25 protein-coding genes and 1 pseudogene are annotated in these 24475 nt (G+C 62.2%); 17 read left to right on the top strand and 9 right to left on the bottom strand.

Annotation, left to right across the window (positions count from 1 at the left end):
• Positions 1-280: 280 nt before the first annotated feature.
• A complete protein-coding gene (locus FBX99_RS20420; RefSeq protein ID WP_144931195.1) occupies positions 281-1711 on the bottom strand; it encodes a mechanosensitive ion channel family protein in 1431 nt (476 codons plus the stop codon).
• Between the two features lie 225 nt (positions 1712-1936).
• Between FBX99_RS20420 and FBX99_RS20415 the strand changes: the two genes are divergently transcribed.
• Together FBX99_RS20415 and FBX99_RS20410 are read left to right on the top strand one after the other, a co-directional pair.
• Positions 1937-2494 carry a thioesterase family protein gene (locus tag FBX99_RS20415; RefSeq protein WP_144931193.1) on the top strand — a complete coding sequence of 186 codons (558 nt, stop codon included), beginning with the start codon at positions 1937-1939 and terminating at the stop codon, positions 2492-2494.
• Between the two features lie 132 nt (positions 2495-2626).
• A complete protein-coding gene (locus FBX99_RS20410) occupies positions 2627-4390 on the top strand; it encodes an L-lactate permease (protein ID WP_144931191.1) in 1764 nt (587 codons plus the stop codon).
• Positions 4391-4445: 55 nt separating this feature from the next.
• Here the strand turns inward: FBX99_RS20410 and FBX99_RS20405 are convergent, their stop codons facing one another.
• Positions 4446-4781, bottom strand: a complete 336-nt coding sequence (locus FBX99_RS20405; RefSeq protein WP_047700746.1) for a lipoprotein — start codon at positions 4779-4781, stop codon at positions 4446-4448.
• A 263-nt stretch (positions 4782-5044) separates the two neighbouring features.
• Between FBX99_RS20405 and FBX99_RS20400 the strand changes: the two genes are divergently transcribed.
• Positions 5045-5701: a polysaccharide lyase family 7 protein gene (locus FBX99_RS20400; RefSeq protein WP_047700745.1), complete on the top strand. Its 657-nt coding sequence runs from the start codon at positions 5045-5047 to the stop codon at positions 5699-5701.
• Positions 5702-5727: 26 nt separating this feature from the next.
• On the opposite strand, the gene FBX99_RS20395 is transcribed toward FBX99_RS20400, so the two are convergent.
• The 3 genes from FBX99_RS20395 to FBX99_RS20385 all read right to left on the bottom strand — a co-directional run bounded on the left by FBX99_RS20395 (position 5728) and on the right by FBX99_RS20385 (position 9316).
• Entirely contained in the window at positions 5728-6957 is a 1230-nt protein-coding gene (locus tag FBX99_RS20395; RefSeq protein ID WP_145132667.1) for a nucleoside permease, read from the bottom strand.
• A gap of 107 nt (positions 6958-7064) precedes the next feature.
• Positions 7065-8144 (bottom strand): sugar phosphate isomerase/epimerase, encoded by a 1080-nt coding sequence (locus FBX99_RS20390; RefSeq protein WP_144931187.1) that lies wholly within the window; start codon positions 8142-8144, stop codon positions 7065-7067.
• Complete coding sequence (locus FBX99_RS20385) at positions 8141-9316, bottom strand: Gfo/Idh/MocA family protein (RefSeq protein WP_144931185.1); 1176 nt, start codon at positions 9314-9316, stop codon at positions 8141-8143. Before FBX99_RS20385 ends, FBX99_RS20390 begins: the two co-directional genes overlap by 4 nt.
• A 178-nt stretch (positions 9317-9494) precedes the next feature.
• On the opposite strand from FBX99_RS20385, the gene FBX99_RS20380 reads away from it, so the two are divergent.
• The 4 genes from FBX99_RS20380 (at position 9495) to FBX99_RS20365 (ending at position 14040) form a co-directional block, all read left to right on the top strand.
• Entirely contained in the window at positions 9495-10505 is a 1011-nt protein-coding gene (locus tag FBX99_RS20380; protein ID WP_144931183.1) for a LacI family DNA-binding transcriptional regulator, read from the top strand.
• 94 nt (positions 10506-10599) lie between these two features.
• The gene (locus tag FBX99_RS20375) at positions 10600-11550 is read left to right on the top strand and encodes a TAXI family TRAP transporter solute-binding subunit (RefSeq protein ID WP_144931182.1); all 951 of its coding nucleotides are present in this window, start codon (positions 10600-10602) and stop codon (positions 11548-11550) included.
• 79 nt (positions 11551-11629) lie between these two features.
• Positions 11630-13657 carry a TRAP transporter permease gene (locus FBX99_RS20370; protein WP_144931180.1) on the top strand — a complete coding sequence of 676 codons (2028 nt, stop codon included), beginning with the start codon at positions 11630-11632 and terminating at the stop codon, positions 13655-13657.
• Complete coding sequence (locus FBX99_RS20365; RefSeq protein WP_145132665.1) at positions 13654-14040, top strand: DUF1850 domain-containing protein; 387 nt, start codon at positions 13654-13656, stop codon at positions 14038-14040. The genes FBX99_RS20370 and FBX99_RS20365 overlap by 4 nt, the downstream gene beginning before the upstream one ends.
• Before the next feature lie 75 nt (positions 14041-14115).
• On the opposite strand, the gene FBX99_RS20360 is transcribed toward FBX99_RS20365, so the two are convergent.
• A complete protein-coding gene (locus tag FBX99_RS20360) occupies positions 14116-15207 on the bottom strand; it encodes an SMP-30/gluconolactonase/LRE family protein (RefSeq protein WP_144931176.1) in 1092 nt (363 codons plus the stop codon).
• 278 nt (positions 15208-15485) lie between these two features.
• Between FBX99_RS20360 and FBX99_RS20355 the strand changes: the two genes are divergently transcribed.
• A complete protein-coding gene (locus tag FBX99_RS20355; RefSeq protein ID WP_144931174.1) occupies positions 15486-16457 on the top strand; it encodes an EamA family transporter in 972 nt (323 codons plus the stop codon).
• Between the two features lie 179 nt (positions 16458-16636).
• Positions 16637-16859: pseudogene (locus tag FBX99_RS29255) on the top strand (CAP domain-containing protein); the annotation flags it as partial.
• Positions 16860-16944: 85 nt separating this feature from the next.
• On the opposite strand, the gene FBX99_RS20345 reads toward FBX99_RS29255, so the two are convergent.
• Positions 16945-17478: a cysteine hydrolase family protein gene (locus FBX99_RS20345; RefSeq protein WP_145132663.1), complete on the bottom strand. Its 534-nt coding sequence runs from the start codon at positions 17476-17478 to the stop codon at positions 16945-16947.
• A gap of 67 nt (positions 17479-17545) precedes the next feature.
• A complete protein-coding gene (gene ggt, locus FBX99_RS20340) occupies positions 17546-19273 on the bottom strand; it encodes a gamma-glutamyltransferase (protein ID WP_145132661.1) in 1728 nt (575 codons plus the stop codon).
• A gap of 132 nt (positions 19274-19405) precedes the next feature.
• Between ggt and FBX99_RS20335 the strand changes: the two genes are divergently transcribed.
• On the top strand, positions 19406-19831 hold the full coding sequence (locus FBX99_RS20335; protein WP_145132659.1) for an N-acetyltransferase: 426 nt from the start codon (positions 19406-19408) through the stop codon (positions 19829-19831).
• Positions 19832-20010: 179 nt separating this feature from the next.
• On the opposite strand, the gene FBX99_RS20325 is transcribed toward FBX99_RS20335, so the two are convergent.
• Positions 20011-20361 (bottom strand): hypothetical protein, encoded by a 351-nt coding sequence (locus FBX99_RS20325; protein WP_144931166.1) that lies wholly within the window; start codon positions 20359-20361, stop codon positions 20011-20013.
• 139 nt (positions 20362-20500) lie between these two features.
• On the opposite strand from FBX99_RS20325, the gene FBX99_RS20320 reads away from it, so the two are divergent.
• The 7 genes from FBX99_RS20320 to FBX99_RS20290 all read left to right on the top strand — a co-directional run bounded on the left by FBX99_RS20320 (position 20501) and on the right by FBX99_RS20290 (position 24424).
• Entirely contained in the window at positions 20501-20830 is a 330-nt protein-coding gene (locus FBX99_RS20320) for a DUF6388 family protein (RefSeq protein ID WP_145132657.1), read from the top strand.
• A 105-nt stretch (positions 20831-20935) separates the two neighbouring features.
• A complete protein-coding gene (tusD, locus tag FBX99_RS20315) occupies positions 20936-21328 on the top strand; it encodes a sulfurtransferase complex subunit TusD (RefSeq protein WP_144931199.1) in 393 nt (130 codons plus the stop codon).
• Positions 21328-21690 (top strand): sulfurtransferase complex subunit TusC, encoded by a 363-nt coding sequence (gene tusC, locus FBX99_RS20310; RefSeq protein ID WP_145132671.1) that lies wholly within the window; start codon positions 21328-21330, stop codon positions 21688-21690. The genes tusD and tusC overlap by 1 nt, the downstream gene beginning before the upstream one ends.
• Complete coding sequence (tusB, locus tag FBX99_RS20305) at positions 21690-21983, top strand: sulfurtransferase complex subunit TusB (RefSeq protein WP_144931162.1); 294 nt, start codon at positions 21690-21692, stop codon at positions 21981-21983. The genes tusC and tusB overlap by 1 nt, the downstream gene beginning before the upstream one ends.
• The gene (locus tag FBX99_RS20300; RefSeq protein WP_144931161.1) at positions 21980-22315 is read left to right on the top strand and encodes a TusE/DsrC/DsvC family sulfur relay protein; all 336 of its coding nucleotides are present in this window, start codon (positions 21980-21982) and stop codon (positions 22313-22315) included. The genes tusB and FBX99_RS20300 overlap by 4 nt, the downstream gene beginning before the upstream one ends.
• Positions 22312-23313 carry a glycosyl transferase family protein gene (locus FBX99_RS20295; RefSeq protein ID WP_145132655.1) on the top strand — a complete coding sequence of 334 codons (1002 nt, stop codon included), beginning with the start codon at positions 22312-22314 and terminating at the stop codon, positions 23311-23313. The genes FBX99_RS20300 and FBX99_RS20295 overlap by 4 nt, the downstream gene beginning before the upstream one ends.
• An 88-nt stretch (positions 23314-23401) precedes the next feature.
• Positions 23402-24424 carry a glutathione S-transferase family protein gene (locus FBX99_RS20290; protein WP_145132653.1) on the top strand — a complete coding sequence of 341 codons (1023 nt, stop codon included), beginning with the start codon at positions 23402-23404 and terminating at the stop codon, positions 24422-24424.
• The last annotated feature ends 51 nt before the right edge of the window (positions 24425-24475 follow it).

Here is a 24475-nt window from a genome sequence, read left to right as displayed (position 1 = left end):
TCCACAGCCATAACAACTACCTGCCGCCAATAGCCATGGAGCAGCAGGCAGCTTGATCACCGTAATCGGTGTCCGGAAAAACTTGACCAGAACAGCTTGCTCGCGAAAGCGGTGGGTCAGCTTGATGTGATATTGACTGCGAAGCCGCCATCGCGAGCAAGCCCGCTCCCACAGTTTTTTCCGGCGCCCACAGATCCAACGTACCCCCACAGATCCTCTGTGGGAGCGAGCCTGCTCGCGAAAGCGGTGGGTCGGTTTGCAATGATGCTGAGTGGTGCATTCACCTGTGCCTCAACCACTGTAGAAAGCGGTTTCTCTTGGGCTCCACGGTTTTCTGCATGACCACGGTCTCGCGGATTTCCTCGCGCTGGCCTTGCAGGTTGCTCAAGGCCGCTTTCAACTCGCCGAGGTGTACCAGTTCCCGGCACAGGGCGTTTTTTTCTATGCGGAACAGCCGGCCGCTGGTGATGCCACGGAATTCGCCTCGCGACGGATTGGCGGCCAGAATCCCCTCCTCACCGAGGATTTCCCCTGGTCCCATGCGTCCGGCCTCGACCATTTTCTCGCCGTCATGGATCGAGACGGAAACCACTCCGCTACTGATAACCATCAGGCAATCGGCAACCTCACCGAATGCCAGGATCACCTCATCGGCCTGATAGTCCACCGGAGCCATGTCGTCGGCCAGACGGGCGCGCTCATCGTTATCCAGCGCGCGGAAAATACGCACGTCCTCCAACAACTGGCGCTGGCGGCTCCAGGGCTCAGCGCCCAGCCCACTGCCCCAGATGACACCGGAGGCTTCGAGGTGGCGATGGGCAAGGTCGAACATCAGGTTGCAGACTTCCGTCTTGTGCCTGGCCGAGGCGATGAAGCCCTTGAGCTCATATTCGGTGTATTCCAGATGGGAAGCCTTGACCGAGGCCTTGGCGGAGAACGCCGGCAGTAACGCCCGGGTGCCATGCAAGGCTTTTTCCAGGGCATCGATGACGCGACGCGGGCGCACATGGCTGGGCACTGCGATGCAGACGCTGACGCCGTGCGCGTCCCCTGGCCGGCTGAAATTGAGCAGGCGCGCCTTGGCCGCCAGAGAGTTGGGCACCACGGCCATGCCGCCCGTATCGGTCATCAGGTGAGTCGAGCGCCAATCGATCTCCACCACCCGGCCCTTGATGCCGTCGATGGAGATCCAGTCATCGATCTGATAAGGCTTGGTGGTGTTGAGCACGATGCCGGAAAACATGTCGCTGAGGGTGCTCTGCAACGCCAGACCCACGACGATCGCCATGGCTCCGGAGGTCGCCAGCAACCCTTTGACCGGTAACTGCAAGACATACGCCGCGGCGCCGATAATGCCGATCAGGAAAATGACCGCGCCCATCAGGTCCTGGAGCAAACGCGCGCTGTGGCCAACCCGGGACAACAGGCCGTTGCCCAGCAGCACCGTCAGCGTCCTGGCCGCGAACAGCCACCAGCCGATGCCCAGCACGGTGCCCATCAGGTTCAGAATCGCATCGTCGGACCATAGCGGAGGTTGCAACGGGCTGATGCCGCCGGCGGTCATGACCCAGCAGAACATCACGAAAACGCCGACACGTGCGCACATCCGCAGATGACGTCGCGAAGCACCGATGAACTGCCACAGCGCCAGGTCGATCAAAATAAGAATGACGCCACAGACCAGCGGATGATGTTGCGCAAACGTGATCATGACGGACCTCCCCGGCGCGTAACCGGATGCACTGTCATGCACTGTAAAGGACGGGCCTACGATGGACATTTCTACATCGGTGCTAGCGGTTCATACCTGGGTATGAGCGCTCGGGCACTCAAACATGTCCCAAGTGCGCGTTTTCCGGGCAAACAGTCATTTACGCACCTGGCCCACGCCACTCCAGCTGTCTAAAGTGGGCTTTTTTTCCCTTGCGGTGTTTTCATGAATCTCTGGTTCCGACTGTTGCTGATGCTGTTTCGTCGTCCCTGGCGCAAGCCGACGGCCCCCCTGGACACTACCGTGGTGCGCATGCGCGTATGGCCGCTGGACCTGGACCTCAACCGCCATGTCACCAACGGCCGCTACTTCACCCTGGCCGACGTTGGCCGCATGGATTACGTGCTGCGCAGCGGCGCCTACAAAGTGGCGCTGCGCAATCGGGCGGTGCCCATCGTGGGAGATGTCTGGGGCAAGTTCCGGCGGGAATTGAAACTGTTCGAAGCGTTCGAGGTGCATACCCGGCTGCTCGGCTGGGATGATAAATGGACCGTCATGGAGCACCGTTTCATGAGCCGCGGGCGTGTGGTCGGGGTGGTGATCATGCGTGGTCTGTTCCGCTCGGCCAAAGGCACGGTGGCACCGGGTGAGTTTGTCCGCGAACTGGGCTTGGCCCAACAGTCGCCGGCCATGCCGCAATGGCTGACGGCCTGGGCGCAAAGCTGCGATGACTTGAGCCTTGGGCTTCGACTGGAAGAAGGTGTACGCATCGACGCACGTTAGCCAGCCCCCCTCGCCACAGGTGTTCACCCTTCCCCTCGGCCAGGGGCATGCCCCTGGCCGATCCCCGCCTATACTCTTCTGCCAATCCCCCCTGGGGCCTGCACTTCCAACAATAAAAAGCAGAGGTGGAACATGGTCTGGCAACAAGTCTACGATCCCTTCGGTAATGCGGTGCTGTCGACGCTCCTGGCGGCGGTCCCGGTGGTGGTGATGCTGGCGTCCCTGGCGTTCTTTCATATCAAGGCCCACTTGGCGGCATTGCTGGCCCTGGCGTCGGCGCTGCTGATTGCGATTTTCGCTTTCGGCATGCCGGCCGGCATGGCCGGTTCGGCGGCGCTCTATGGCGCGGCCAATGGGTTGCTGCCCATTGGCTGGATTGTCCTCAACATTATCTTCCTGCACCGGCTGACCACCGAAAACGGTTCGTTCAAGGTCTTGCAGGACTCCCTGGCGCGCATCACCGACGACCGGCGCCTGCAACTGCTGCTGATCGCCTTCTGTTTCGGGGCGTTTTTCGAGGGGGCGGCGGGCTTCGGTACACCGGTGGCGGTGACCGGGGCGATCCTGATCGGGCTGGGTTTCTCACCCCTGGCCGCCTCGGGCCTGGCGCTGATCGCCAACACCGCGCCGGTGGCGTTCGGCGCCTTGGGCACTCCCGTCATCACCCTGGCCAAGGTCACCGGGCTGGATGAAATGGAGCTGTCGATGATGGTGGGCCGGCAGTTGCCGTTCTTTTCGGTGATTGTGCCGTTCTGGCTGATCTGGGCCTTCGCCGGCTGGCGCAAGATGTTGGAGGTCTGGCCGGCGATCCTGGTGGCCGGCGTCAGCTTCGCCATCCCGCAGTTCGTGGTCTCCAACTACCATGGGCCGATGCTGGTGGATGTGGTCGCCGCGCTGATTTCCATGGCCTGCCTTACCGGGTTCCTCAAGGTCTGGAAACCGGCCACGGTACATACTTCCGCAGCGTTGTCGGGGCGCCACGACGATTCGAAGATCGACGCCAGTGAAGAACAGCCACCGGTGACCGGCACGGCGTTTTCCAGCGACAGCCGACCGGCGGTGCTGCGGGCCTGGATGCCGTGGATCATCCTCACGGTGTTCGTGTTCGCCTGGGGTACTCAGGGCTTCAAGAACCTGTTCGATACCCGCCCGGCGATCGACCCACAAACCCAGTCGGCCAGACTCGACCCCCAAGGCAAGCCGATGCGCGAGGCGAATCCGCTGTTCTCGCCCATGGTGACCTTCACTACCCTGCACCAGCAGATCGAAAAAGTCCCGCCCGTGGTCCCGCAGCCTAAAACCGAGGAAGCGATCTACAAGTTCAACTGGTTCACCGCCACCGGCAGCGGCATCTTCCTGGCGGCGATTCTCGGTGGGTTGCTGATGGGCTACTCGATCCCGCAACTGCTGCGCCAGTATCTGCGAACGTTGTGGGTGGTGCGTTACTCACTGATCACCATCGTGGCGATGCTCGCGCTGGGGTTCCTGACGCGCTATTCGGGCCTGGACGCCACCATGGGCCTGGCCTTCGCCGCAACGGGCATTTTCTACCCCATGTTCGGCACCCTGCTGGGCTGGCTCGGCGTGGCATTGACCGGCTCGGACACCGCTTCCAACGTGCTGTTCGGCGGCTTGCAACGGGTGACTTCAGAGCAGTTGGGCCTGAGCCCGGTATTGATGGCCGCCGCCAACAGTTCCGGCGGGGTCATGGGCAAGATGGTCGATGCCCAGTCGATCGTGGTCGCCTCCACCGCCACCCGTTGGTATGGCCATGAAGGGGAAATCCTGCGCTACGTGTTTTTCCACTCGGTGGTGCTGGCGATCCTGGTGGGCGGGCTGGTGACGCTGCAGGCGTATGTGGAGCCGTTCAGTCGCATGGTGGTTGGCGGGCATTGACCGGCACGTCTACCGATCATTCCCACGCGCTGCGTGGGAATGATCGAGCTGACTTTTACTGAACGTTCTTCAGCTTGACCACATCCCCGGACACCGACGTGGTGTAACCGGTCAGGACCCAGGCCCAGAACCAGTTTTCCTGCACTTGGGTGTTGATCATGGCGTCGCCGCCCTTGGCCTGGATCGCGGCGGTCTGCGCGCGTACGAAACGGTTGTTCTGGCGGATCGGGATTACCCCGAACAGTAGCAAGCCGGTGGCCTTCGCTTCACTGTGGCCGACAACGGTGTACTGGCTGCTGTCGTACTGCTGGGTCTTCATCGGGGTGCCGGTGCAACCCGCCAGGACCAGGCCGAACAGTGCGGTGGCGACAACTTTACTGAAACTTTTCATGACTACTCCATGGGGAAACGCCCGGGATCCATCTCTCGGGCGGCGCGTACTCTACCCGATCAACATCAAATTGACATTATCTACGCGCGACACCCAGCCCCACCCTGAACCCTCCAGTTAGAGCCATTCGTCAGTTGCTCCTGCTATCCCCTCCAGCGAATCAGCACCGCGTCGATAACCAGACGATTGCGCCACGGAAGGCAAATCCTGCCCTTGCCGGCTGACATTGATCTGCACCGGCTGTACCGTTGGAGCGCTTGACCATGATTGACCTGACTGTCTGGAACATCACCCTGCCGATACAAACCCCGGCCCTGACCATTGCGACCAAAGCGGTTCCGACCCTGCGCAACCAGTACTTCACCAACACCGGTGACAAGATTGTGTTCTGGGCCCCGGTGACCGGCTCCCACACGGGTAAAAGCGAGTTCCCGCGTTCCGAACTGCGGGAGACCTCAAAGGACGGCAAGCTGCGCAACTGGCGATACAACAGCGGGATCAACACCCTCAAAGGCACCCTGGCCGTGAATCAGGTGCCCTCGGCCGGTCGCGTGGTCGTCGCGCAGATCCACGCCAAGGACGCCCCTGCCCCCCTGCTCAAGCTCGTCTACCGCTTCACCAAGGGGGTCGGCAACCTGGATGTCGAATACCGGGTCAAGCCCAAGGATGCAAAAAGCCCGGTGATGTTCACCGTGCCGAACGTTGCCTTGAACAAAGTCTTCACCTATTCCTTGCAGATGGACAAACAGGGCAAGGTCTCCGTGCTGATCAACAACCTGGGCAAACAGGTGAAGCTGGACCCGTCCTGGTATGGCTACAACTTCTATTTCAAGGCGGGCGTCTACACCCTGGACAACGTCGGCTATGCCAGCGAAGGTGGAAAAGTGACCTACACCAAACTGGACGTCAGTCATCTATGACCGACGCCCAGCCCGGCGCCAAAGTTTCAGGCCTTTGAGGGGACGGCTGCCGCTTGCCGGCCACTGAAGGCAAACAGGAAGCAGACAAACACCAGCAGCGCAAACCCGGCCGGGAACAGCCAGATGCTGGTCCAGTCATGAGCGCCCGCCTCGGCAAAATGATCGGTGACCTGCCCCGCCACCCGAAAGCCGATCAACATGCCCAGGCCATAAGTCGCCAGGGTAATCAACCCTTGGGCTGAACTGCGCAGATGCTCCGGCGCCTTGGCGTCGGTGTAGATCTGTCCCGAAACAAAAAAGAAGTCATAGCAGATGCCATGCAGGGCAATGCCGGTGAACAGCATGAACGCCAGGTCAGCGTTGTTGCCGTAGGCGAACAGCAGGTAGCGCAACGCCCATGCCAGCATCCCCACCAACAACGCCAACTTGATCCCGAAGCGCTGGATGAACAGCGGCAACAGCAGCATGAACAGCACCTCGGACACCTGCCCGATGGCCATCTTCGCCGTGGGGTTGGCCATGCCGGTTTCGGCCAGGAACGGGTTGGCGTTCTGGTAATAGAACGCCAGCGGAATGCAGATCAGGATCGAGGCGATGAAGAACACCAGGTAACTGCGGTCCTTGAGCAGCCCCAGGGCATCCAGGCCCAACAGTTGCCTGATTCCGCCGCCGGCTTCGGCCTTGAGCGGCGCAGTGGCCGGCAGCGTGAGGCTGTAGATGCCCAAGGCCAGCGAAGCGATCGCCGCCATCAGGAAGGTATTGCGTAAACCGCCCGCCGCAATGGCTTCCCGTGAATCCCAGGCGAACACGAAACTGATGACCACCCCCGCGACGATCCAGCCGATAGTGCCCCACACCCGCACACGGGAGAATTCCAGCGCCGGATCGCGCATCTGCCGGAACGCCACGGAATTGACCAGGGCCAGGGTCGGCATGTAGACCACCATGTACGCCAGCACGTAGGGATAGAAACCGCTGAAGTCCCGCGCCGAATACAGCTGATACAGCAGCACCGCGCCCAGCAGGTGCAGCACTGCCAGAATACGTTCGGCATTGAAATAGCGGTCGGCGACCAGACCGATCACGAACGGCGCGATGATCGCACCCCAGGACTGGGTGGAAAACGCCATGCCGACCTGTCCACCGCTGGAGCCCAGGGTGCTGGAAAGAAAGGTCCCGAGGGTGACGAACCAGCCACCCCAGATAAAGAACTGCAGGAACATCATCGCGCTCAAGCGTGCGTTCATCGTGGTCATGACAGTCACCGTCTGTTTGTTGTTCTTGTATGCCAGCCCGTTGGTAAAAAGCTTTTTTGTTGAGAGGAGCTTTTGTGGCGAGGGATTTCATTCAGCTTTGCCGTCGTTTACCCGGACAGCCCCAACAGCCGCCGATTGGACGCCTCATCCGCCCTCACCCCGGCAAAATCATCGAACGCCTTGCGACTCTTGTTGATCATGTGCCGTTCAATGAACGCCGCCCCTTCGGCGGCGCCCTGTTGCGAATCCTTCAGGCAGCACTCCCACTCCAGCACCGCCCAGCCGCTGAAGTCGTACTGGGTCAATTTGCTGAAGATCGATTTGAAATCGATCTGCCCATCGCCCAGGGAACGGAACCGGCCGGGGCGATCCACCCAACCCTGATAGCCGCCGTACACCCCGGACCGGGCATCAGGACGGAACTCGGCATCCTTGACGTGGAACATGCGGATGCGCGCGTGGTAGCGGTCGATGAAACCCAGGTAGTCCATCTGTTGCAGCAACAGATGGCTGGGGTCGTAGAGGATGGCCGCCCGTGGGTGATGATCGACGGCTTCCAGGAAGCGCTCGAACGAGGCGCCGTCGTGGAGGTCCTCGCCGGGATGAATTTCGTAGCACAGGTCCACGCCGGCCGCCTCGAAGCCATCGAGAATCGGCAACCAGCGTCGGGCCAGCTCGGCGAACCCTTGCTCGACAAGCCCGCTCGGGCGTTGTGGCCATGGGTACATGTACGGCCACAACAGCGCGCCGGAAAAGGTCGCATGGGCCTTGAGCCCCAGGCGTTGGCTGGCCCGGGCCGCCAGCTTGAGCTGGTCGATGGCCCACTCGGTCCGGGCCTGGGGTTGGCCGCGCAGATGGACCGGGGCGAAGTCGTCGAACAGCGCGTCGAACGCCGGGTGTACCGCCACCAGTTGGCCTTGCAGGTGCGTCGACAGTTCGCTGATCTCGACCCCGGCCGCTGCACAGGTGGCCTTGAGTTCATCGCAATAGGCCTGGTCGTCGGCGGCCCGGGCCAGGTCGATGTAACGCGTGCCCAGGGTCGGCAGTTGGATGGCTTTGTACCCTTGTGAGGCGGCCCACCGGGCGATGTTCGCCAAAGTGTCGAACGGCGCCTCGTCGGACATGAACTGGGCCAGGAAAATAGCCGGCCCGCGCAGGCCGCCCGGTGTTTGATCGGCGGTATTCACAGCAGCGATTCTCCGGTCTGCAGCGCGGTCCACTTCGCCTCGCCACGATGATTGATGAGGGCGGCCTCGATAAACGCCATGCCGCGCAAGCCGGTTTCGATGCCGGGTACGCCAGGTGCATCGGGACCCTCGATCCGTTCGCGAATGGCCCGGGCGAAATCGCCGTAGAGGTTCGCCATGGCTTCCAGGTAGCCCTCGGGGTGCCCCGCCGGCAGACGCATGCGGCGCGTGGCGGCCTCGCACAACCAGCGCTGGCCGACGCCGCAACGCAGGATGCTCAGGGGTTGGTCGAGGGCACGATGAATCAGGCTCGACGGTTCCTCCTGGCGCCATTCCAGGGCGCCTTTGTCACCATAGACGCGGATCTTCAGCGGATTCTCTTCACCGGCGCAGACCTGGCTGGCGATCAACACGCCACTGGCGCCACCACTCATGCGCAGCAACATCGCGGCGTCATCGTCCAGTTGCCGACCGGGAATGTGAACGCCCAAGGCCGCACAGAGTTGTTCGACGTGCTGCCCGGCCACGAACTCCGCCAGGGAAAACGCGTGGGTGCCGATGTCGCCGATGCAGCCGCCCAGGCCGGACTGCTGGGGGTCATCGCGCCACCCGGCCTGTTTGTTGCCCTGCCCGGCGACGTCCTGGCTGAGCCAGCCCTGGGGGTACTCGACCAGCACTTTGCGCACGGTGCCGATCACGCCGGTGCGCACCATCTCCCGCGCCTGCCAGACCATGGGATACCCCAGGTATGTGTGGGCCAGACCGTACAGGCGGTCGCTGCCTTGCAGCACGTCCTTGAGCGCGAGCAGCTCACGCAGATTCAACGCCGCGGGCTTTTCGCTGAACACATGGAAGCCCGCCTTCAACGCCTGGCTGGCAATCGGAGCGTGCAGGTGATTGGGGGTGACGATAACCAGCAGCTCCATGCGCCGGTCCGCGGGCAATGCCGCTTCGGCGTCCAACAGTTGCTGCCAGTCGCTGTAGCAGCGGGAAGCGGCGAGCCCCAGGGCCGCGCCGGTTTGTCGATTGTTGCGGGCATCGCGGCTGAACGCCCCACACACCAGCTCGAAACCGCCATCCAGGCCCGCGGCCTGGCGATGGGCCTGACCGATGAAAGCGCCCTCTCCGCCGCCCACAAAACCCAATCTTATTTTCGGTGCTACAGGACTCATCGCGATTCTCTCAAGCCGGGGCTGACGACAATGTAACCGGTTACATCACAGCGGAATCTAGGCGCAGTTCTGCGACATGTCAAACCCCAGGTCTTCAAGCAGGGACGTTTGTGAGGCGCCCAACCTGCGGTAAGCTCCCCTTCGCGCCGCTATGTTCCGGCGCTCGATCGAGGTGCTCTTGTCCAATATCCGTGAAGTGGCCCGGCTGGCCGGCGTGTCGGTGGCTACGGTGTCCAGAACGCTCAAATCGCCCGAACGGGTGCTGCCCGAGACGCGGGACAAGGTCAACGCGGCGGTGGAACAGGCCGGCTATCGGCCGAACCTGATGGCCGTGCAGTTCCGCTCCCGGCGCACCGGCAACCTGGTGATCCTGGTGCCGGCCATTGCCAATACATTCTTTGCCCGGGTCATCAGCGGTGCCCAGCAGTCCGCCCAGGCGGCGGGTTATCGGCTGCTGTTGTGCGACACCCGGGGCCAGGCAGAAGTCGAGCGGGAATTCGCCGCGCTGGTCTATGCGCACCAGGCCGACGGCGTGATCCAGTTGCGCGCGAGCAATCCTTTCGCGTCACTTCCCCCAGGCGCCGAAGCCCTGCCGCTGGTCAATGCCTGCGAAGTGGTCAAGGGTGCCGACTATCCCACCATCAGCCTCGACAACCGCGCCGCGGCTCAGGCCATGACCGAATACCTGATCGGCCTCGGTCACCGCCGCATCGGCATCATCAAGGGCCCCCGCAGCAGCCCCCTGACCCTGGACCGCGTGGCCGGTTACGAGGACGCCTTGCGTCAGGCCGGCCTGACCATCGACCCAGGCTTGATCTGCCACGGCGACTTCACCCTGAATGCCGGGTACGACGGGGCCGGTGCGATGCTGGCGCTGGCCGAGCGACCCAGCGCGCTGTTCTGCGAAAACGACGAGATGGCCATCGGCGCACTCAAGCGCATCAAGGAATCGGGGTTGCGGGTGCCCGTGGACATTTCCCTGGTGGGGTTCGACGACATCCCGTTCGCGGCGTATTGCGATCCGCCGCTGACCACCATTTCCCAGCCTGCCGAGACTTTTGGCCGCAAAGCCGTGGAGATGCTGATCGCGCTGATCGAGAAAAAGCCTATCCCACAGCAGCACGTACTGCTCCCATTCGAGCTGACAGTTCGCGGCAGCAGCGTAGCTCCGGGTCCCGGCACTGCCTGACCAGGCACATCGGTTCTATCGACTCGCCATCGGCCCCGTTTCAACTACAGTGGAAGGACTCTGCATAAAGCCATAACAAGACGGAGAGTTTTCCATGCGAGTCAATAAGCGCTTCACCCTTCTGGCCGCCGCGGCAGCCTTGGTGGTCACGACCACGGTCCAGGCCGCACCGGTGTACATCAACATCCTGACGGGGGGCACCAGTGGGGTCTACTACCCGATCGGGGTGGGGCTGTCGCAGATCTATAGTACCGGCATCAAGGACGCCAAGACCTCGGTGCAAGCCACCAAGGCTTCGGTGGAAAACCTCAACCTGCTGCAGGCCGGGCGCGGAGAATTGGCCCTGGCGCTGGGCGACTCGGTGGCTGACGCCAAGAATGGCGTGGAAGATGCCGGCTTCAAGGCCCCCCTGACCAAACTGCGCGCCATTGCCGGCGCCTACCCCAATTACATCCAGATCGTTGCCAGCCAAGAGTCGGGCATCAAGACGTTGGCCGATCTCAAGGGCAAATCCATCTCCGTGGGGGCGGCGAAATCCGGCACCGAGTTGAACGCGCGGGCCATTCTCAAGGCAGCGGGACTGAACTACAGCGACATGAAGGTCCAGTATCTGCCCTTCGCCGAATCGGTGGACCTGATCAAGAACCGTCAGTTGGACGCCACGCTCCAGTCTTCGGGGCTGGGAATGGCGGCCATCCGCGACCTGGCCTCGACCATGCCGCTGAACTACGTGTCGATCCCGACAGAGGTGGTGACAAAAATCGGCAACCCGGCCTACCAAAGCGCAATGATCCCGGCCAATACCTATGACGGCCAGACCGAAGCCGTGCCCACCGTGGCCATCACCAACATCCTGGTCACCCGTGAAGACGTTTCGGACGAGGTGGCCTACCAGATGACCAAGCTGCTGTTCGAAAACCTTCCCCGTCTCGGTAGCGCCCACTCCGCAGCCAAAGACATCACCCTGGACAAAGCCGCGAAAAACTTGCCTATCCCCCTCCATCCCGGTGCCGAGCGCTACTACAAGGAAGCCGGCGCCCTGTAGGCCGATCCGGCACAGCGGCGACGATCGTCGCCGCGCTCTCCCGGTTCGCACCTTCGATGCAGGCAAGAGGACACCCTTGATGAGTGAGATTCAGCCCGGCATTCCTGCCGACCCTCGGGACTGGCCCAGGACACTGTTCTACGTGGCCCTGCTGTTTTCGGTATTCCAGATCGTCACCGCGGCGTTCGCCCCTGTCTCCAGCCAGGTACTGCGTGCCGTGCACGTGGGTTTCCTGTTGTGGGTGGTGTTTTTGAGTTATCCCGCCCATGGCATCGGTCGCCCCTGGCAACCACTGGCATGGGTGTTGTCCCTGGCCGGCCTGACCACGGCCCTGTACCAATGGATATTTGAAGCCGATTTGATCCAGCGTTCCGGTGACCTGACCGACACGGACCTCATCGTCGGTATCGTGCTGATCGTATTGGTATTCGAAGCCGCTCGGCGGGTGATGGGCATCGCGCTGCCGTTGATCTGCGGTCTGTTCCTGGCCTATGGGCTGTTCGGCGAATACCTGCCGGGTGATCTGGCCCATCGCGGCTACGGCTTCGATCAGATCGTCAATCAATTGTCCTTCGGCACCGAGGGGCTGTACGGTACGCCGACCTACGTGTCGGCCACCTACATTTTCCTGTTCATCCTGTTCGGCGCTTTCCTTGAGAAAGCCGGGATGATCAAGCTGTTCACCGACTTTGCCATGGGTCTGTTCGGCCACAAGCTCGGCGGCCCGGCCAAAGTCGCCGTCGCCTCCTCCGCCTTGATGGGAACCATCACTGGCTCCGGTATTGCCAACGTGGTGACCACCGGGCAATTCACCATCCCGCTGATGAAGCGCTTCGGCTACAAAGCCGCGTTCGCTGGCGGCGTGGAAGCCACCTCCAGCATGGGCAGCCAATTGATGCCGCCGATCATGGGTGCCGTGGCGTTCATCATGGCCGAGACCATCAATGTGCCGTTCGTTGAAGTCGCCAAGGCCGCCTTGATTCCCGCGTGCCTGTACTTCGGCTCGGTGTTCTGGATGGTTCATCTCGAAGCCAAGCGCTCCAACCTCAAAGGCTTGCCCAAGGACCAATGCCCCAGCGCACTGGACGCCGTGAAAGACAACTGGTACCTGCTGATCCCGCTCGCCGTCCTGATCTATCTGCTGTTTTCCGGGCGCACGCCGCTTTTTTCCGGCATGGTGGGGCTGGCGCTCACCGCCATCGTGATTCTCGGCTCGGCAATCATCCTGCGCGTGTCGAGCTTTGCCTTGCGCTGCGCTTTCTGGATCGCGTTGGGCATTCTGTGCGTGGGTTTTTTCCAACTGGGCATCGGTGTCATCTTTGCGGTGATCGCGGTGTTGGTCATCGTCTGCGGGTTCATCAAAGGCGCGCGGGAAACCCTGACCATTTGCCTCGATGCCCTGGTGGACGGCGCGCGACATGCGGTGCCGGTAGGGATTGCCTGTGCCCTGGTGGGCATCATCATCGGCGTGGTATCGCTGACGGGTGTGGCGTCGACCTTCGCCGGTTATATCCTGGCCATCGGCAAGGACAACCTGCTGCTGTCGCTGATCCTGACAATGCTCACCTGCCTGGTGCTCGGCATGGGCATCCCCACCATTCCCAATTACATCATCACCAGCTCGATCGCCGCGCCCGCCCTGCTGGAATTGGGCGTGCCGCTGATCGTGTCGCACATGTTCGTGTTCTATTTCGGCATCCTCGCCGACCTCACGCCGCCCGTGGCGCTGGCTTGCTTCGCGGCTGCGCCCATCGCCAGGGAGACCGGCCTGAAAATCAGCTTCTGGGCGGTACGCATCGCACTTGCCGGCTTCGTCATTCCGTTCATGGCAGTCTATAACCCGGCACTGATGCTTCAGGGTGACAACCTGTGGATGACCGCTTACATGCTGATCAAGACGATGCTCGCCGTCGGGCTCTGGGGCATGGCGTCTACCGGCCATCTGCAACAGAAGATGCCGATCTGGGAGCGCCTGCTGTGCTTTGCTGCGGGCGCCTTGCTGGTCGTCGCGTTGCCGCTGACCGATGAGATTGGCTTCGTGCTGGCCGGGCTGTTGATTTTCCAGCACCTATGGCGCTCGAGACGCATCGGACGGGCCCTGGCGTGATGGGTTTATGCCTGGGTCTGGCCGGTGTGGTCTGGGCCCAGCTTCCCCCGCGGGATTTCACGCTGGCGTGGAATCACACCATCGAGAAAATCCGCTGGGAGGAAGACTACCGGGTTACCGCGCAGGGGTTGGTTCTGGGGGAAGCCAGGGTCAAAGGCAACGGCGCCGGCATGGAGGTCCCCGACGGCGCCTGGCTGAAAAACGGCAGCTGGCATTACCTGCGCCAACTACCGCCGCTGCAACCGCTGAGACTGGGCCGTACACCCCAGGCTGGCGATTACCAGCTATGTTTGAATGGACATTGCAAACCCATGAGCCATTGGCTGGGGCCACCTGCAGCAGATCAGCCATTCGTGGAATTGTGGAGTTGCAGCTCGTCCTGAACCGAGCCACTGCGGCGAGGCTTTTCATCCCTCGCCACCGCGACCGGCGTGATGGTTGTTGTCCAAGCCGTTCAATCAACTGAATGTGGCGCCCCGGGTATTCACGAACAACGAATACAACGAATGACTGCCGGCCATGAACAAGCGATTACCCTCCCGCCCGCCGAAGCAGACATTAGGACAGCGTTCCGGCAGGGAAATGTGACCGATGGCTTTGCCTTCCGGGTTGAATACCCGTACGCCATCGAGCTTCTCCAGGTCAGCCTTGGGGTCGCCGTTACCGCCCCAACCGCACCAGAGGTTGCCGCTTTCGTCGCACTTGATGCCATCGATGGCGGCGTAGTCCAGGCCTTCGATGTGCTTGCGCCGCTCGCCCAGGGTACCGTCGTCCTTGACCGCGATTGCCCAGATCAGACGGTTCGGCTTGGCCCTGCCCTCTACCACATAGAGAGTTTTCTCGTCCGGGGAGAAACACAGGCCGTTCGGCCCCGCCAGGTCATCGATCACCCGGCTGACCTTGCCGGTTTCGCCGTCGATGCGGTACACCGCGTGTGGCTGGGACGGGGTGACCTTGTGGCCTTCGTAGTTGTTGCCGGTCTGGAATGGCGGGTCGGTGAACCAGACCGAACCGTCGCGCTTGCACACGATATCGTTGGGCGAATTGAAAGGCTTGCCTTCGAAACTGTCCGCCAGCACCGTGATGGTGCCGTTGTGTTCGGTACGGGTGACGCGCCGTCCCTCGTTCGAGGTGGTGGAGCCTTCGCACACCAGCAATCGCCCTTGGCGATCACGGCACATGCCGTTGGAGAAATTGGCGTTCTCGCGGTACACCGACAGACCGCCGGTAATCTCATCCCAACGCACAATGCGGTTGTTGGGAATATCACTGACCAGCAGGTAGCGGCCGTCACCGATCCACACCGGCCCTTCGGCCCAACGCAGGCCCGTGGCGAGTTTTTCCACGCTGGCGTTGAAGAGGCGCAGGTCCATGAAGCTGGGATCGAGAATGTTGATCAATGGGTCGGGGTAGCGCTGGCTCAAGGGCTCCGCCTGGCTGAGCCCGGGCAGGTTCCCAAGGGTGGCGGCAGCGGCCGAGACCACCAGGGATTTTTTCAGGAATACCCGGCGGCCTTGGTCGGCAGGGCTTGTCTGCTGTGAAGTTTCCATCGTGCGTCGCTCCGTTAATTATTATTGGACGGGGCGACAGTTTTACTACGTGATAAGACATCGTACAAGAATACTGTCTTTACCCACGATTAAATAGTATGAACACCTGAGCGCTTAAAACCGCCAGATTCTAGATTATTTTGGACACTACGATTTCTTCGCGACTTGTCCCACCGGACAGGATGCGGTACAAATCCCAGATGTTGTACGACAACAATAATCCAATCATCGCTCCGAAGCTCCTCGCTTCGGCGGCCGTTCTCTTGAGAAATCCTGCCATGCCCCGCGCCCTCGCCGCTTCGGACACTCCCGCTCCGTTTCCACGCCATATCGCCGTGCTCGTCCTGCTGTGCATGGGGTGCGCCTTCGCCGGCAACCATGTGGCGGCGCGGGTGGCATTCGATGATGGCGCCGGCGTGTTACTGGCGATCCTGATGCGCTCGGGAGGGACGCTGCTGGTCCTGGCCCTGATGGTGTTGTGGCAACGCCAGGGCCTGCGTCTTCCACCCGGTGCCTGGCGTTGGCAGTTGTTGCTTGGACTGTTGATCGGCACGCAAAGCCTGTGTCTGTACTCGGCCGTGGCGAGGGTCCCGGTGGCACTGGCGTTGCTGGTGGGCAATGTGTTCCCGATTCTGCTCGCGCTGTTGACCTGGGCATTGGGCGGCCCTCGTCCCACCACACGCACCGCCGCGCTGATGGGGATGATTCTGGTGGGCCTGGTGTTCGTGCTGGAGGTGCCGGCGCGGTTATCGTCCGGGCAGGACGTCGGCCCGCAGTGGTTGCTGGGCGTCGGCCTGGCTTTCTGCGCGGCCTGTGCGTTCGCTTGTGCGTTGTGGATCACCGATCACAAGTTGTCCCAGGTACGCGGCTCGGTGCGCAGCCTGCTGACGATTTTCATTGTGTTCAGCAGCGTCAATCTCGCCGGCCTGAGCGGCGTCCTCCCTGGCGGCTTCAACCTGCCGGCCACCAGCACCGGCTGGCTGGCCCTGGCCACCCTGGTGACGCTCTATGGCACCGGATTTATCGTGTTGTTCATTTCCGTGCCGCGCCTGGACATGCCGCGCAATGCCCCGGTGATGAACGTCGAACCGTTGGCGACCCTGCTGATTGGCTGGTTGGTGCTGGACCAGATGCTCAGGCCCGGCCAGGTACTCGGCGGCGCCATAGTGGTGGCCGGGATTGTGCTGTTGACCTATCGCAAGGTCGAACGGGTCAAGGTGACCGAGGCCGGGGCGGTTGTGCAGGACTGAACCATCAGTCTCTCTATTCTTGTGGCGAGGGGGGGTTGTGTGCCGCTGCTGAAACTTGTTTTCCAAGCCGCAGTCCTACCCCAGCCGTGAACACCTCGCCGTCCTGTGCGAAGCGCTTTGCGGCTGATCGGCGACAAGCCTGGCGCCCGCGCCACTCTCCCTCTTGAGCCGTCCGCCCCATGCGCCACCTCGTTCGCTCTTGCCGTTTCGTTTCGCTTTGCCTGCTTCCCTTGCTGCCTCGCCAGCCCTGTCCACGCCCGGGGCGAGAGACAACTGGTGGACGCCATCAACGACTACCGCAGCCAGTCCCGCCGCTGCGAATGGCGCACGGTCCGGGCCTCCCCGCCCTTGGTGCTGCGCTCGCGCCTGGCGTTGCCGATCGGCTTTCGTGACGGTTTGCGGGGGGAAAGGCTTGCCCGCGATGAAGGCGCCTCGGTTTTAGCACGAACCGAATTGGGCTTCATCGCGGGCAGCCTTGCTCCCACAGTCAGAAACGAACGCCAGCCGCCGGCACCACATCAATCCGCGACACCGCGCTGCTCAGACGCCCAAGCCTCTCATTGTGGTTGGCAATGATCTGCTCCGCCGCCAGGCTGCCGTTGTCCACGGTGGTGTGGGCATCGGCCACCAGGACCACTTCATAGCCCAAGGTGTGGGCCTGACGCACCGTGGCGTTGACGCAGTAGTCGGTCTGCATGCCGCAGATCACCAGGCGATCGATGCTTCGGGCCTGTAGCAACGACAGCAGCTCCGTCTGGTAGAACGCGTCCGGTGTGGTCTTGCGCACCCGCAGGTCGTCGGCGGCGGTCAACAGGCCGTCGGCCAGTTGCCAGGCCGCAGAGCCGTACAACAGCGGACCTTGCAGTTCTTCGTGCTGGACCAGGATCACCGGCAACTCCAGAGCCCTGGCCCTGGTGCTGAGGGCGTTGATGGTCCCGATGACGCGCTGGCTCTCGAAACATTCTTCTTCACCGGTGCACAGGGCGCTCTGGACATCGATGATCAACAAAGCGGTGCTCATGGTTTTCCTCTTCAAAACAGTGACGAACAACCAGGGGGCTGCCGGAGTCTGCGGCCCCCCCATCTATTTAATAGCCTAACGATAATCCGGTGTTGCGACGTGGATCGTTGGCCCCATAGAACCGATTCTTGCCCACCGGCTTCCCACCCAGCGACGGTGCGCCCACCAGAATCGCGGCAATGTGGTTGGGGTCCTGGGGACCTGCGAACTTGTGCCCCCAGCTTTCCAGGATCTTTTGCGTGTCGGGGCTGGCGGCGAAGGTTTCCAGGTTGGTCTGCTCGGGCATCCACTGCTGATGGAAGCGCGGCGCGTCGACGGCTTCCTGCAGGTTCATGCCGTAGTCGATCACATTGAGGATCGTCAGCAACGTCGCGGTGATGATCCTGCTGCCGCCCGGCGTCCCCACCACCATGACGGTCTTGCCGTCCTTGGTGACGATGGTCGGACTCATGGACGACAACGGTGCCTTGCCCGGCGCGATGGCGTTGGCCTCCCCCTGCACCAGGCCGTACATGTTGGGGACGCCGATCTTGGCGGTGAAATCGTCCATTTCGTCGTTGAGGATCACCCCGGTCTTGCTCGCCATGACGCCCGCGCCGAACCAGTCGTTGAGGGTGTAGGTGACGGAAACGGCGTTGCCCCACTTGTCGACGATGGAGTAGTGGGTGGTGTTGCTGCCTTCGTGGGGTGCCACGCCGGGTTTAATGGCGTGCGAGTCACCGGCCTTTTGCGGTTCGATGGCAGCCCGCAGTTTGGCGGCATAGTTTTTATCCAGCAGATGGTCGATGGGGTTCTGCACGAAGTCCGGGTCACCCAGATAGCTGTTGCGGTCCACATAGGCATGGCGCATGGCTTCGATCTGGTAGTGCATGCCCTGGGCCGAATGGAAGCCCAACTCCTTCATCGGATAGCCGTCGAGGATGTTCATGATCTGGCACAGCACCACGCCGCCGGAACTGGGCGGCGGCGCCGAGACAATGTGGTAGCCGCGATAATCGCACTCCACCGGCGCCAGCTCGCGGGTCTTGTACTTGTCCAGGTCGGCCTGGGTGATGATGCCTTTGTTGGCCTGGCTGGAGGTGACAAGGGCATCGGCGACCCAACCCTTGTAGAAACCATCGGCGCCCTTGGCGGAGATTTCCCGCAGGGTCCTGGCGAGGTCTTTCTGCACCAGCTTCTGGCCGACCTGCATCGGCTCACCGTTGTGCAGGAAGATCGAACCCGAATCACGCATGTCCTTCTTGAACACGTCCGTGGCCGTCTCCAGCAGGTCGACATCCCCCTGCTCCAGGGTAAAACCGTCCTCGGCGAGGCGGATGGCCGGGGCGATCAGCTCGGCCCGGGGTTTGCTGCCGTACTTCTTCAGCGCCAGCTCCATGCCCGATACCGTGCCGGGCACCTCCACCGCCAGGTGCCCACGAGTGCTGAGATCGAGGACAACGTTGCCGTCCTTGTCCAGGTACATGTCGGCCGTGGCAGCCAACGGTGCTTTCTCGCGGAAGTCCAGAAAGGTCTTGCGCCCATCGGCCAGTTGCAGGGTCATGAAACCACCGCCCCCCAGGTTCCCCGCTGCCGGGTACACCACCGCCAGGGCATACCCCACCGCCACCGCCGCATCCACGGCATTGCCGCCGTTCTTGAGCACATCGACCCCCACATGGGTCGCCAGATGTTGGGCCGTGACCACCATGCCGTTCTCGGCGGCAACCGGGGCCTGGGAGGCGGCCTGTACGTAGAAGCAACTGAGGGTCAGGGACGTCGCAACCAGGGTCCGGGTCAAGGATTCGAACTTCATGAGCCACTCTCTTCTTGTTTTTGAAATCCAAGGAAGTATGGCCCGGTTTGCGAAATGCGCCCGTTCACTGCCGGACGGTCTTTTGCGGTAGGCTCATGCCGTTCATCCTCCCCCGCAATAAGGACATCGCCGATGACGCTGCGAATCGAACGTACTGACGCTCCCACCGACGAGGAGCGCCAGGCTATCCTGGCCCCGTTACGCGCCTACAACACCGCCAAGACCGGCGGAACGGTACCGGAACTGGTCGCCTGGCTGGTACGGGACGAACACAGCGATGAAATCGTGGGCGGACTCTACGGTCGAGTGTTCTTCCGCTGGTTCTATATCGAATTGCTGGTGGTGCCGGAACAGGCCCGCGGCCAGGGCACGGGGTCGGCATTGATGCGCAAGGCCGAAGAACTGGCCAGAGAGAAGAACTGCGTCGGCATCTGGCTGGACACGTTCGACTTCCAGGCGCCGGAGTTCTACCGCAAGCACGGCTTCACGGAGATCGGCCAGATCGACGATTACCCGCCGGGGCACCAGCACTTCTTCCTCCAGAAGCGCCTGACTTGAAACACACATCCTGTGGGAGCGGGCTTGCTCGCGAAAGCGGTCTACCCTTCAACACCATCGTCGGCTGACCCACCGCCATCGCGAGCAGGCTCGCTCCCACACGGTACCCGGCATGGCCGGAAGATTGGGGCCAACACAAATCCCTGTGGGAGCGAGCCTGCTCGCGATGCTCTACCGGTTTACAGGCAAGTCGCCAACGCCGCCAACCGGCGCTTGGCCATGAAGTCGTCGTGCCTGGCGTAGTAGTTCAACGTCGTACCGGTGGCGTCGGTTTCCAGGTCGACAAAAGATTCAGCGGAGCGGGTGTACACCGTCGAGCCGCCTTTCTTGCCCGGTTGCAGGTAAGCCCCGGCGTCGACGCCGAATACCGCCTCATCCTGCCAGGAAAACTGCACGCACTGGGCCACGACCTGTTCCGGCTTGTCCGAGGCCAGCGTCTTGTAAGGTGCCTGGGTCCGAGCCTCGTTCATCGCCGAACCCGCACAACCAGCCAGCAAGGTGGCGGCCAGGGCCACCGTCAGCATTCGCATTGCGTTCACTCATCGAGAAAAAAACGGACTGTAGCACCGCGCCCCAGGTCTTCGTGCGGCTTTACTGAAATTTATACGCGACACCGGACGACGATTCGCGCAACCTGTCACGCCTTTTCGTCACAATCAGGGAGTCACCATGGCGGCAACCGAACAGCAACATGAGCGGGCGCTGGAAAAGTTTCTCGACGAGCGTCCCGAACTGCGCGCCGAACTGGATCACCTCAACCCACTGCTGGCCCAGGCCAAGGGCGAGACAGCGGAGCAATACCGCGCCGAGCGGTTGCATGAAGCCTTCGAAGCCGAGGCCGAGCGCCGGGGGCTGTTCGCCTGGGAACTGACCCTACTGTTGACTGCCGCCTCGCCAGAGGATTACCAGGCCCAGCGGATGGACGTGCACAGGGAAGTGGCAGAAATGGCGGGGATGGATTGGCCGGAATATTGCGAGTTGCACGGACTCAAGACCTAACACTGAGCCCCTCGCCACAAGGATGTCCTCACAATCCTGCAGCGCCAATCGCCCCCCTGCTCATAAAGCTTTATCATGGCCGCAGTTTTGCTGATCGGATCCGCCATGAAGTTCGCCATTGCGCTGTTTTCCGCCGCCCATGCGCCGTCCTCGCGCCGAGCCTTGCTGTTTGCCCAGGCCGCGCTGGCCGGCGGGCATGAGATCGTGCGGCTGTTTTTTTATCAGGACGGTGTCTACAACGCCGACAGCGGCGTGGTCACCCCCCAGGACGAACAGGACCTGCCCAAACAGTGGCGCAGCTTTGTCAGCGATCACCAGCTCGACGGCGTGGTCTGCATCGCGGCGGCGTTGCGCCGTGGGGTGTTGAATGCCGAAGAAGCCCAGCGCTATCAACGCTCGGCCGTGAGCGTCGAGGCTCCTTGGGCCCTGTCCGGGCTCGGCCAGTTGCACGATGCGATCCAGGGTGCCGACCGCTTGATCTGTTTTGGAGGTCCATGATGGCCAAGTCCCTGTTGCTCATCAGCCGCCAGTCCCCATGGTCGGGCCCCGGCGCCCGGGAAGCCTTGGACATCGCCCTGGCTGGCGGCGCGTTCGACCTGCCCATCGGCCTGCTGTTTCTCGACGACGGCGTGCACCAGCTGCTCACAGGCCAGAATGCCAAGGCCGTCCAGCAAAAAGACCTGAGCGCAAACCTGCAGGCATTGCCCATGTTCGGCATCGAAGACCTCTTCGTCTGCGCAGACAGCGCCGCCGAACGCGGCATCGACACCGATGCCCTGGGCCTGGACGACCTGAAGGTGCTGAGCGCACCGGACATCACCGCTCTCATTGACCGTTACGACCAGGTGATCACCCTCTGATGCCGACTTTGCATGTGTTGTCCCATTCACCCTTTGGCGATAACCGTCTCGCCAGTTGCCTGCGAGTCCTGGGAGACAAGGACGCGCTGCTGTTGTGTGGCGATGCGACTTACGCCTTGCAACCCGATACCACGCCGTTTGCCCGGTTGCAGTCCGCCGGCCTGAAGTTGTTCGCACTGGCCGAAGACGTCCAGGCCCGAGGCTTGCAGACACCTGACTGGGCCGAGACCATCGATTACCCGGCCTTCGTCGAACTGTCGATCCAGCATGACAAGGTCAACACCTGGCTATGAACGCGCTGAACGTGGGCGAACGCGCCATCGCGCTGGACAAGGACGGCTACCTCGCCGACCGGGATGACTGGTCAGTCGAGGTGGCCACGGCCCTGGCCGCCGCCGAAGATATCGAGTTGAGCCCCGAGCACTGGGAAATCCTCGAACTGCTGCGGGCCTTCTACGACGAGTTCCAGCTCTCCCCCGCCACCCGGCCGCTGATCAAGTACACCGCGTTGAAACTCGGCGCGGACAAGGGCAACAGCCTGCACCTGAACCGACTGTTCAAAGGCACTCCCGCCAAACTCGCCGCCAGGCTGGCGGGCCTGCCCAAACCGACGAATTGCTTATGACCGACTTTCCATCGCTGACCCTCGAAACTCCGGCCGAACATCCATTCGCACAGTTCGTGCGCATCCTGGGCAAAGGCAAGCGCGGCGCCCGTGACCTGACCCGGGAAGAAGCCCGCGAGGCCATGGGCATGGTGCTCGACGAGCAGGTCGAAGACACCCAGCTTGGCGCCTTCCTGATGCTGTTGCGGCACAAGGAAGAAAGCGCCGAGGAAATGGCCGGCTTCACCGAAGCCCTGCGCGCACGCCTGGATGCCCCGGCGCTGGCGGTGGACCTCGACTGGCCGACCTACGCCGGCAAGAAGCGTCATCTGCCCTGGTACCTGCTGGCGGCCAAGTGCCTCGGCCAGAACGGCGTACGGATCTTCATGCACGGTGGTGGCGCCCATACGGCGGGTCGGCTCTACACCGAACAGTTGCTGGGCTTTCTGCGGATCCCGCTGTGCCGTGACTGGCAACAGGTCGGCACGGCGCTGGACAACGGCGGCCTGGCCTTCATGCCGCTGGTGGACTGGGCCCCCCAGATGCAGCGCATGATCGACCTGCGCAACACCCTGGGCTTGCGTTCGCCGATCCATTCCCTGGCGCGGATCCTCAATCCATTGAAAGCCCGGTGTGGTCTGCAGAGTATCTTCCATCCCGGCTACCAGGCGGTGCATCGCGATGCCAGCGGCTTATTGGGGGATACCGCCCTCGTGATCAAGGGCGACGGCGGCGAGATCGAAATCAACCCGGATGCCGACAGTCACCTGTATGGCACCACCGGCGGCGCGAGCTGGGATGAAGAGTGGCCACGGCTGGCCCAACAACGTCACGTCAAGCCGGAGAGCCTGGACCCCGAACACCTGAAAGCCCTCTGGCGCGGTGATGTGGAAGACAGCTATCCGCAACTGGCGCTGGTCGCCACCATGGCCCTGGCCTTGCGCGGCCTCGGCCTGGCGCGGGAAGCAGCGTTCGAGCAGGCCCGACAGTACTGGGACGCCCGGGATCGATCGATTTAATCGATCATCAACGCCCAACCTTTGCGCTTTTAGTTCGAACCTATCGGAATAGACTCACCTCCAACGTTTATTGGCCGAGGAGATCGAGATGGGTTTGTTAGTCGAAGGCCGCTGGCAAGATCAGTGGTATGAGAGCAAGGACGGCACCTTCCAGCGCGAACAGGCGCAGCGCCGTCACTGGATCACCGCCGACGGCAGCGCCGGCCCCTCGGGCGAGAGCGGGTTTGCCGCCGAAGCCGGGCGCTATCATTTGTATGTGTCCCTGGCTTGCCCCTGGGCCCATCGCACCCTGATCTACCGCAAGCTCAAGGGCCTGGAAGACCTGATCGATGTCTCGGTGGTCAGCTACCTGATGCTGGAAAACGGCTGGACCTTCGACAAGGCCCACGGCTCCACCGGCGACAAACTGGACAACCTGTGCTTCCTGCACCAGCGCTACACCGCCGACACGCCGGACTACACCGGCCGCGTCACCGTACCGGCGCTGTGGGACAAGCACCAACAGCGCATCGTGAATAATGAATCGGCGGAAATCATCCGCATGTTCAACAGCGCCTTCGATGGCCTGACCGGCAACCACCTGGACCTGTATCCCGAACACCTGCGCAGCAAGATCGATGCGCTGAACGAGCGGATCTATCCGGCGGTGAACAACGGCGTCTACCGTGCCGGGTTCGCCACCACCCAACAGGCTTACGAAGAAGCGTTCGACCAATTGTTTGCCGAACTCGACCGGTTGGATGCACTGCTGGGCTTACAGCGTTACCTGGCCGGCGAATACCTGACCGAAGCGGATATCCGCCTGTTCACCACCATGATCCGTTTCGACGCGGTGTATTTCGGCCACTTCAAATGCAACCTGTGGCGCATTGCCGACTACCCGAACCTGTCGAACTGGTTGCGAGAGCTGTACCAATGGCCGGGCATTGCCGAGACGGTGGATTTCACCCACATCCAGCGGCATTACTACGGCAGCCACAAGACCATCAATCCCAACGGGATCGTGCCCAAAGGGCCGGAGCAGGATTTCAACGGGGCCCATGATCGGGCGCGGTTGGCGGGGAAAGGGATTTGGCTGGGGACTGGGACTGATCTGGAAAATCTGTTGTAGCTGGGGCCCCTTCGCGAGCAAGCCCGCTCCCACAGGGGATTGAAGCCGGTC

The sequence above is a fragment of the Pseudomonas sp. SJZ074 genome (assembly GCF_007828215.1).
Taxonomy (GTDB): domain Bacteria; phylum Pseudomonadota; class Gammaproteobacteria; order Pseudomonadales; family Pseudomonadaceae; genus Aquipseudomonas.
This window is presented reverse-complemented; position numbering and strand designations above follow the sequence as displayed.

Bases quoted from the DNA above. Each gene is read 5' to 3' on its own strand.
- FBX99_RS20335 (WP_145132659.1), top strand. From the start codon at position 19,406: ATGACGCTGCGAATCGAACGTACTGACGCTCCCACCGACGAGGAGCGC.
- FBX99_RS20400 (WP_047700745.1), top strand. From the start codon at position 5,045: ATGATTGACCTGACTGTCTGGAACATCACCCTGCCGATACAAACCCCG.
- FBX99_RS20410 (WP_144931191.1), top strand. From the start codon at position 2,627: ATGGTCTGGCAACAAGTCTACGATCCCTTCGGTAATGCGGTGCTGTCG.
- tusD (WP_144931199.1), top strand. From the start codon at position 20,936: ATGAAGTTCGCCATTGCGCTGTTTTCCGCCGCCCATGCGCCGTCCTCG.
- FBX99_RS20405 (WP_047700746.1), bottom strand. From the start codon at position 4,781: ATGAAAAGTTTCAGTAAAGTTGTCGCCACCGCACTGTTCGGCCTGGTC.
- FBX99_RS20290 (WP_145132653.1), top strand. From the start codon at position 23,402: ATGGGTTTGTTAGTCGAAGGCCGCTGGCAAGATCAGTGGTATGAGAGC.
- FBX99_RS20375 (WP_144931182.1), top strand. From the start codon at position 10,600: ATGCGAGTCAATAAGCGCTTCACCCTTCTGGCCGCCGCGGCAGCCTTG.
- FBX99_RS20420 (WP_144931195.1), bottom strand. From the start codon at position 1,711: ATGATCACGTTTGCGCAACATCATCCGCTGGTCTGTGGCGTCATTCTT.
- ggt (WP_145132661.1), bottom strand. From the start codon at position 19,273: ATGAAGTTCGAATCCTTGACCCGGACCCTGGTTGCGACGTCCCTGACC.
- tusC (WP_145132671.1), top strand. From the start codon at position 21,328: ATGGCCAAGTCCCTGTTGCTCATCAGCCGCCAGTCCCCATGGTCGGGC.
- FBX99_RS20295 (WP_145132655.1), top strand. From the start codon at position 22,312: ATGACCGACTTTCCATCGCTGACCCTCGAAACTCCGGCCGAACATCCA.
- FBX99_RS20355 (WP_144931174.1), top strand. From the start codon at position 15,486: ATGCCCCGCGCCCTCGCCGCTTCGGACACTCCCGCTCCGTTTCCACGC.
- FBX99_RS20385 (WP_144931185.1), bottom strand. From the start codon at position 9,316: ATGAGTCCTGTAGCACCGAAAATAAGATTGGGTTTTGTGGGCGGCGGA.
- FBX99_RS20300 (WP_144931161.1), top strand. From the start codon at position 21,980: ATGAACGCGCTGAACGTGGGCGAACGCGCCATCGCGCTGGACAAGGAC.
- FBX99_RS20345 (WP_145132663.1), bottom strand. From the start codon at position 17,478: ATGAGCACCGCTTTGTTGATCATCGATGTCCAGAGCGCCCTGTGCACC.
- tusB (WP_144931162.1), top strand. From the start codon at position 21,690: ATGCCGACTTTGCATGTGTTGTCCCATTCACCCTTTGGCGATAACCGT.
- FBX99_RS20360 (WP_144931176.1), bottom strand. From the start codon at position 15,207: ATGGAAACTTCACAGCAGACAAGCCCTGCCGACCAAGGCCGCCGGGTA.
- FBX99_RS20395 (WP_145132667.1), bottom strand. From the start codon at position 6,957: ATGACCACGATGAACGCACGCTTGAGCGCGATGATGTTCCTGCAGTTC.
- FBX99_RS20415 (WP_144931193.1), top strand. From the start codon at position 1,937: ATGAATCTCTGGTTCCGACTGTTGCTGATGCTGTTTCGTCGTCCCTGG.
- FBX99_RS20370 (WP_144931180.1), top strand. From the start codon at position 11,630: ATGAGTGAGATTCAGCCCGGCATTCCTGCCGACCCTCGGGACTGGCCC.
- FBX99_RS20325 (WP_144931166.1), bottom strand. From the start codon at position 20,361: ATGCGAATGCTGACGGTGGCCCTGGCCGCCACCTTGCTGGCTGGTTGT.
- FBX99_RS20320 (WP_145132657.1), top strand. From the start codon at position 20,501: ATGGCGGCAACCGAACAGCAACATGAGCGGGCGCTGGAAAAGTTTCTC.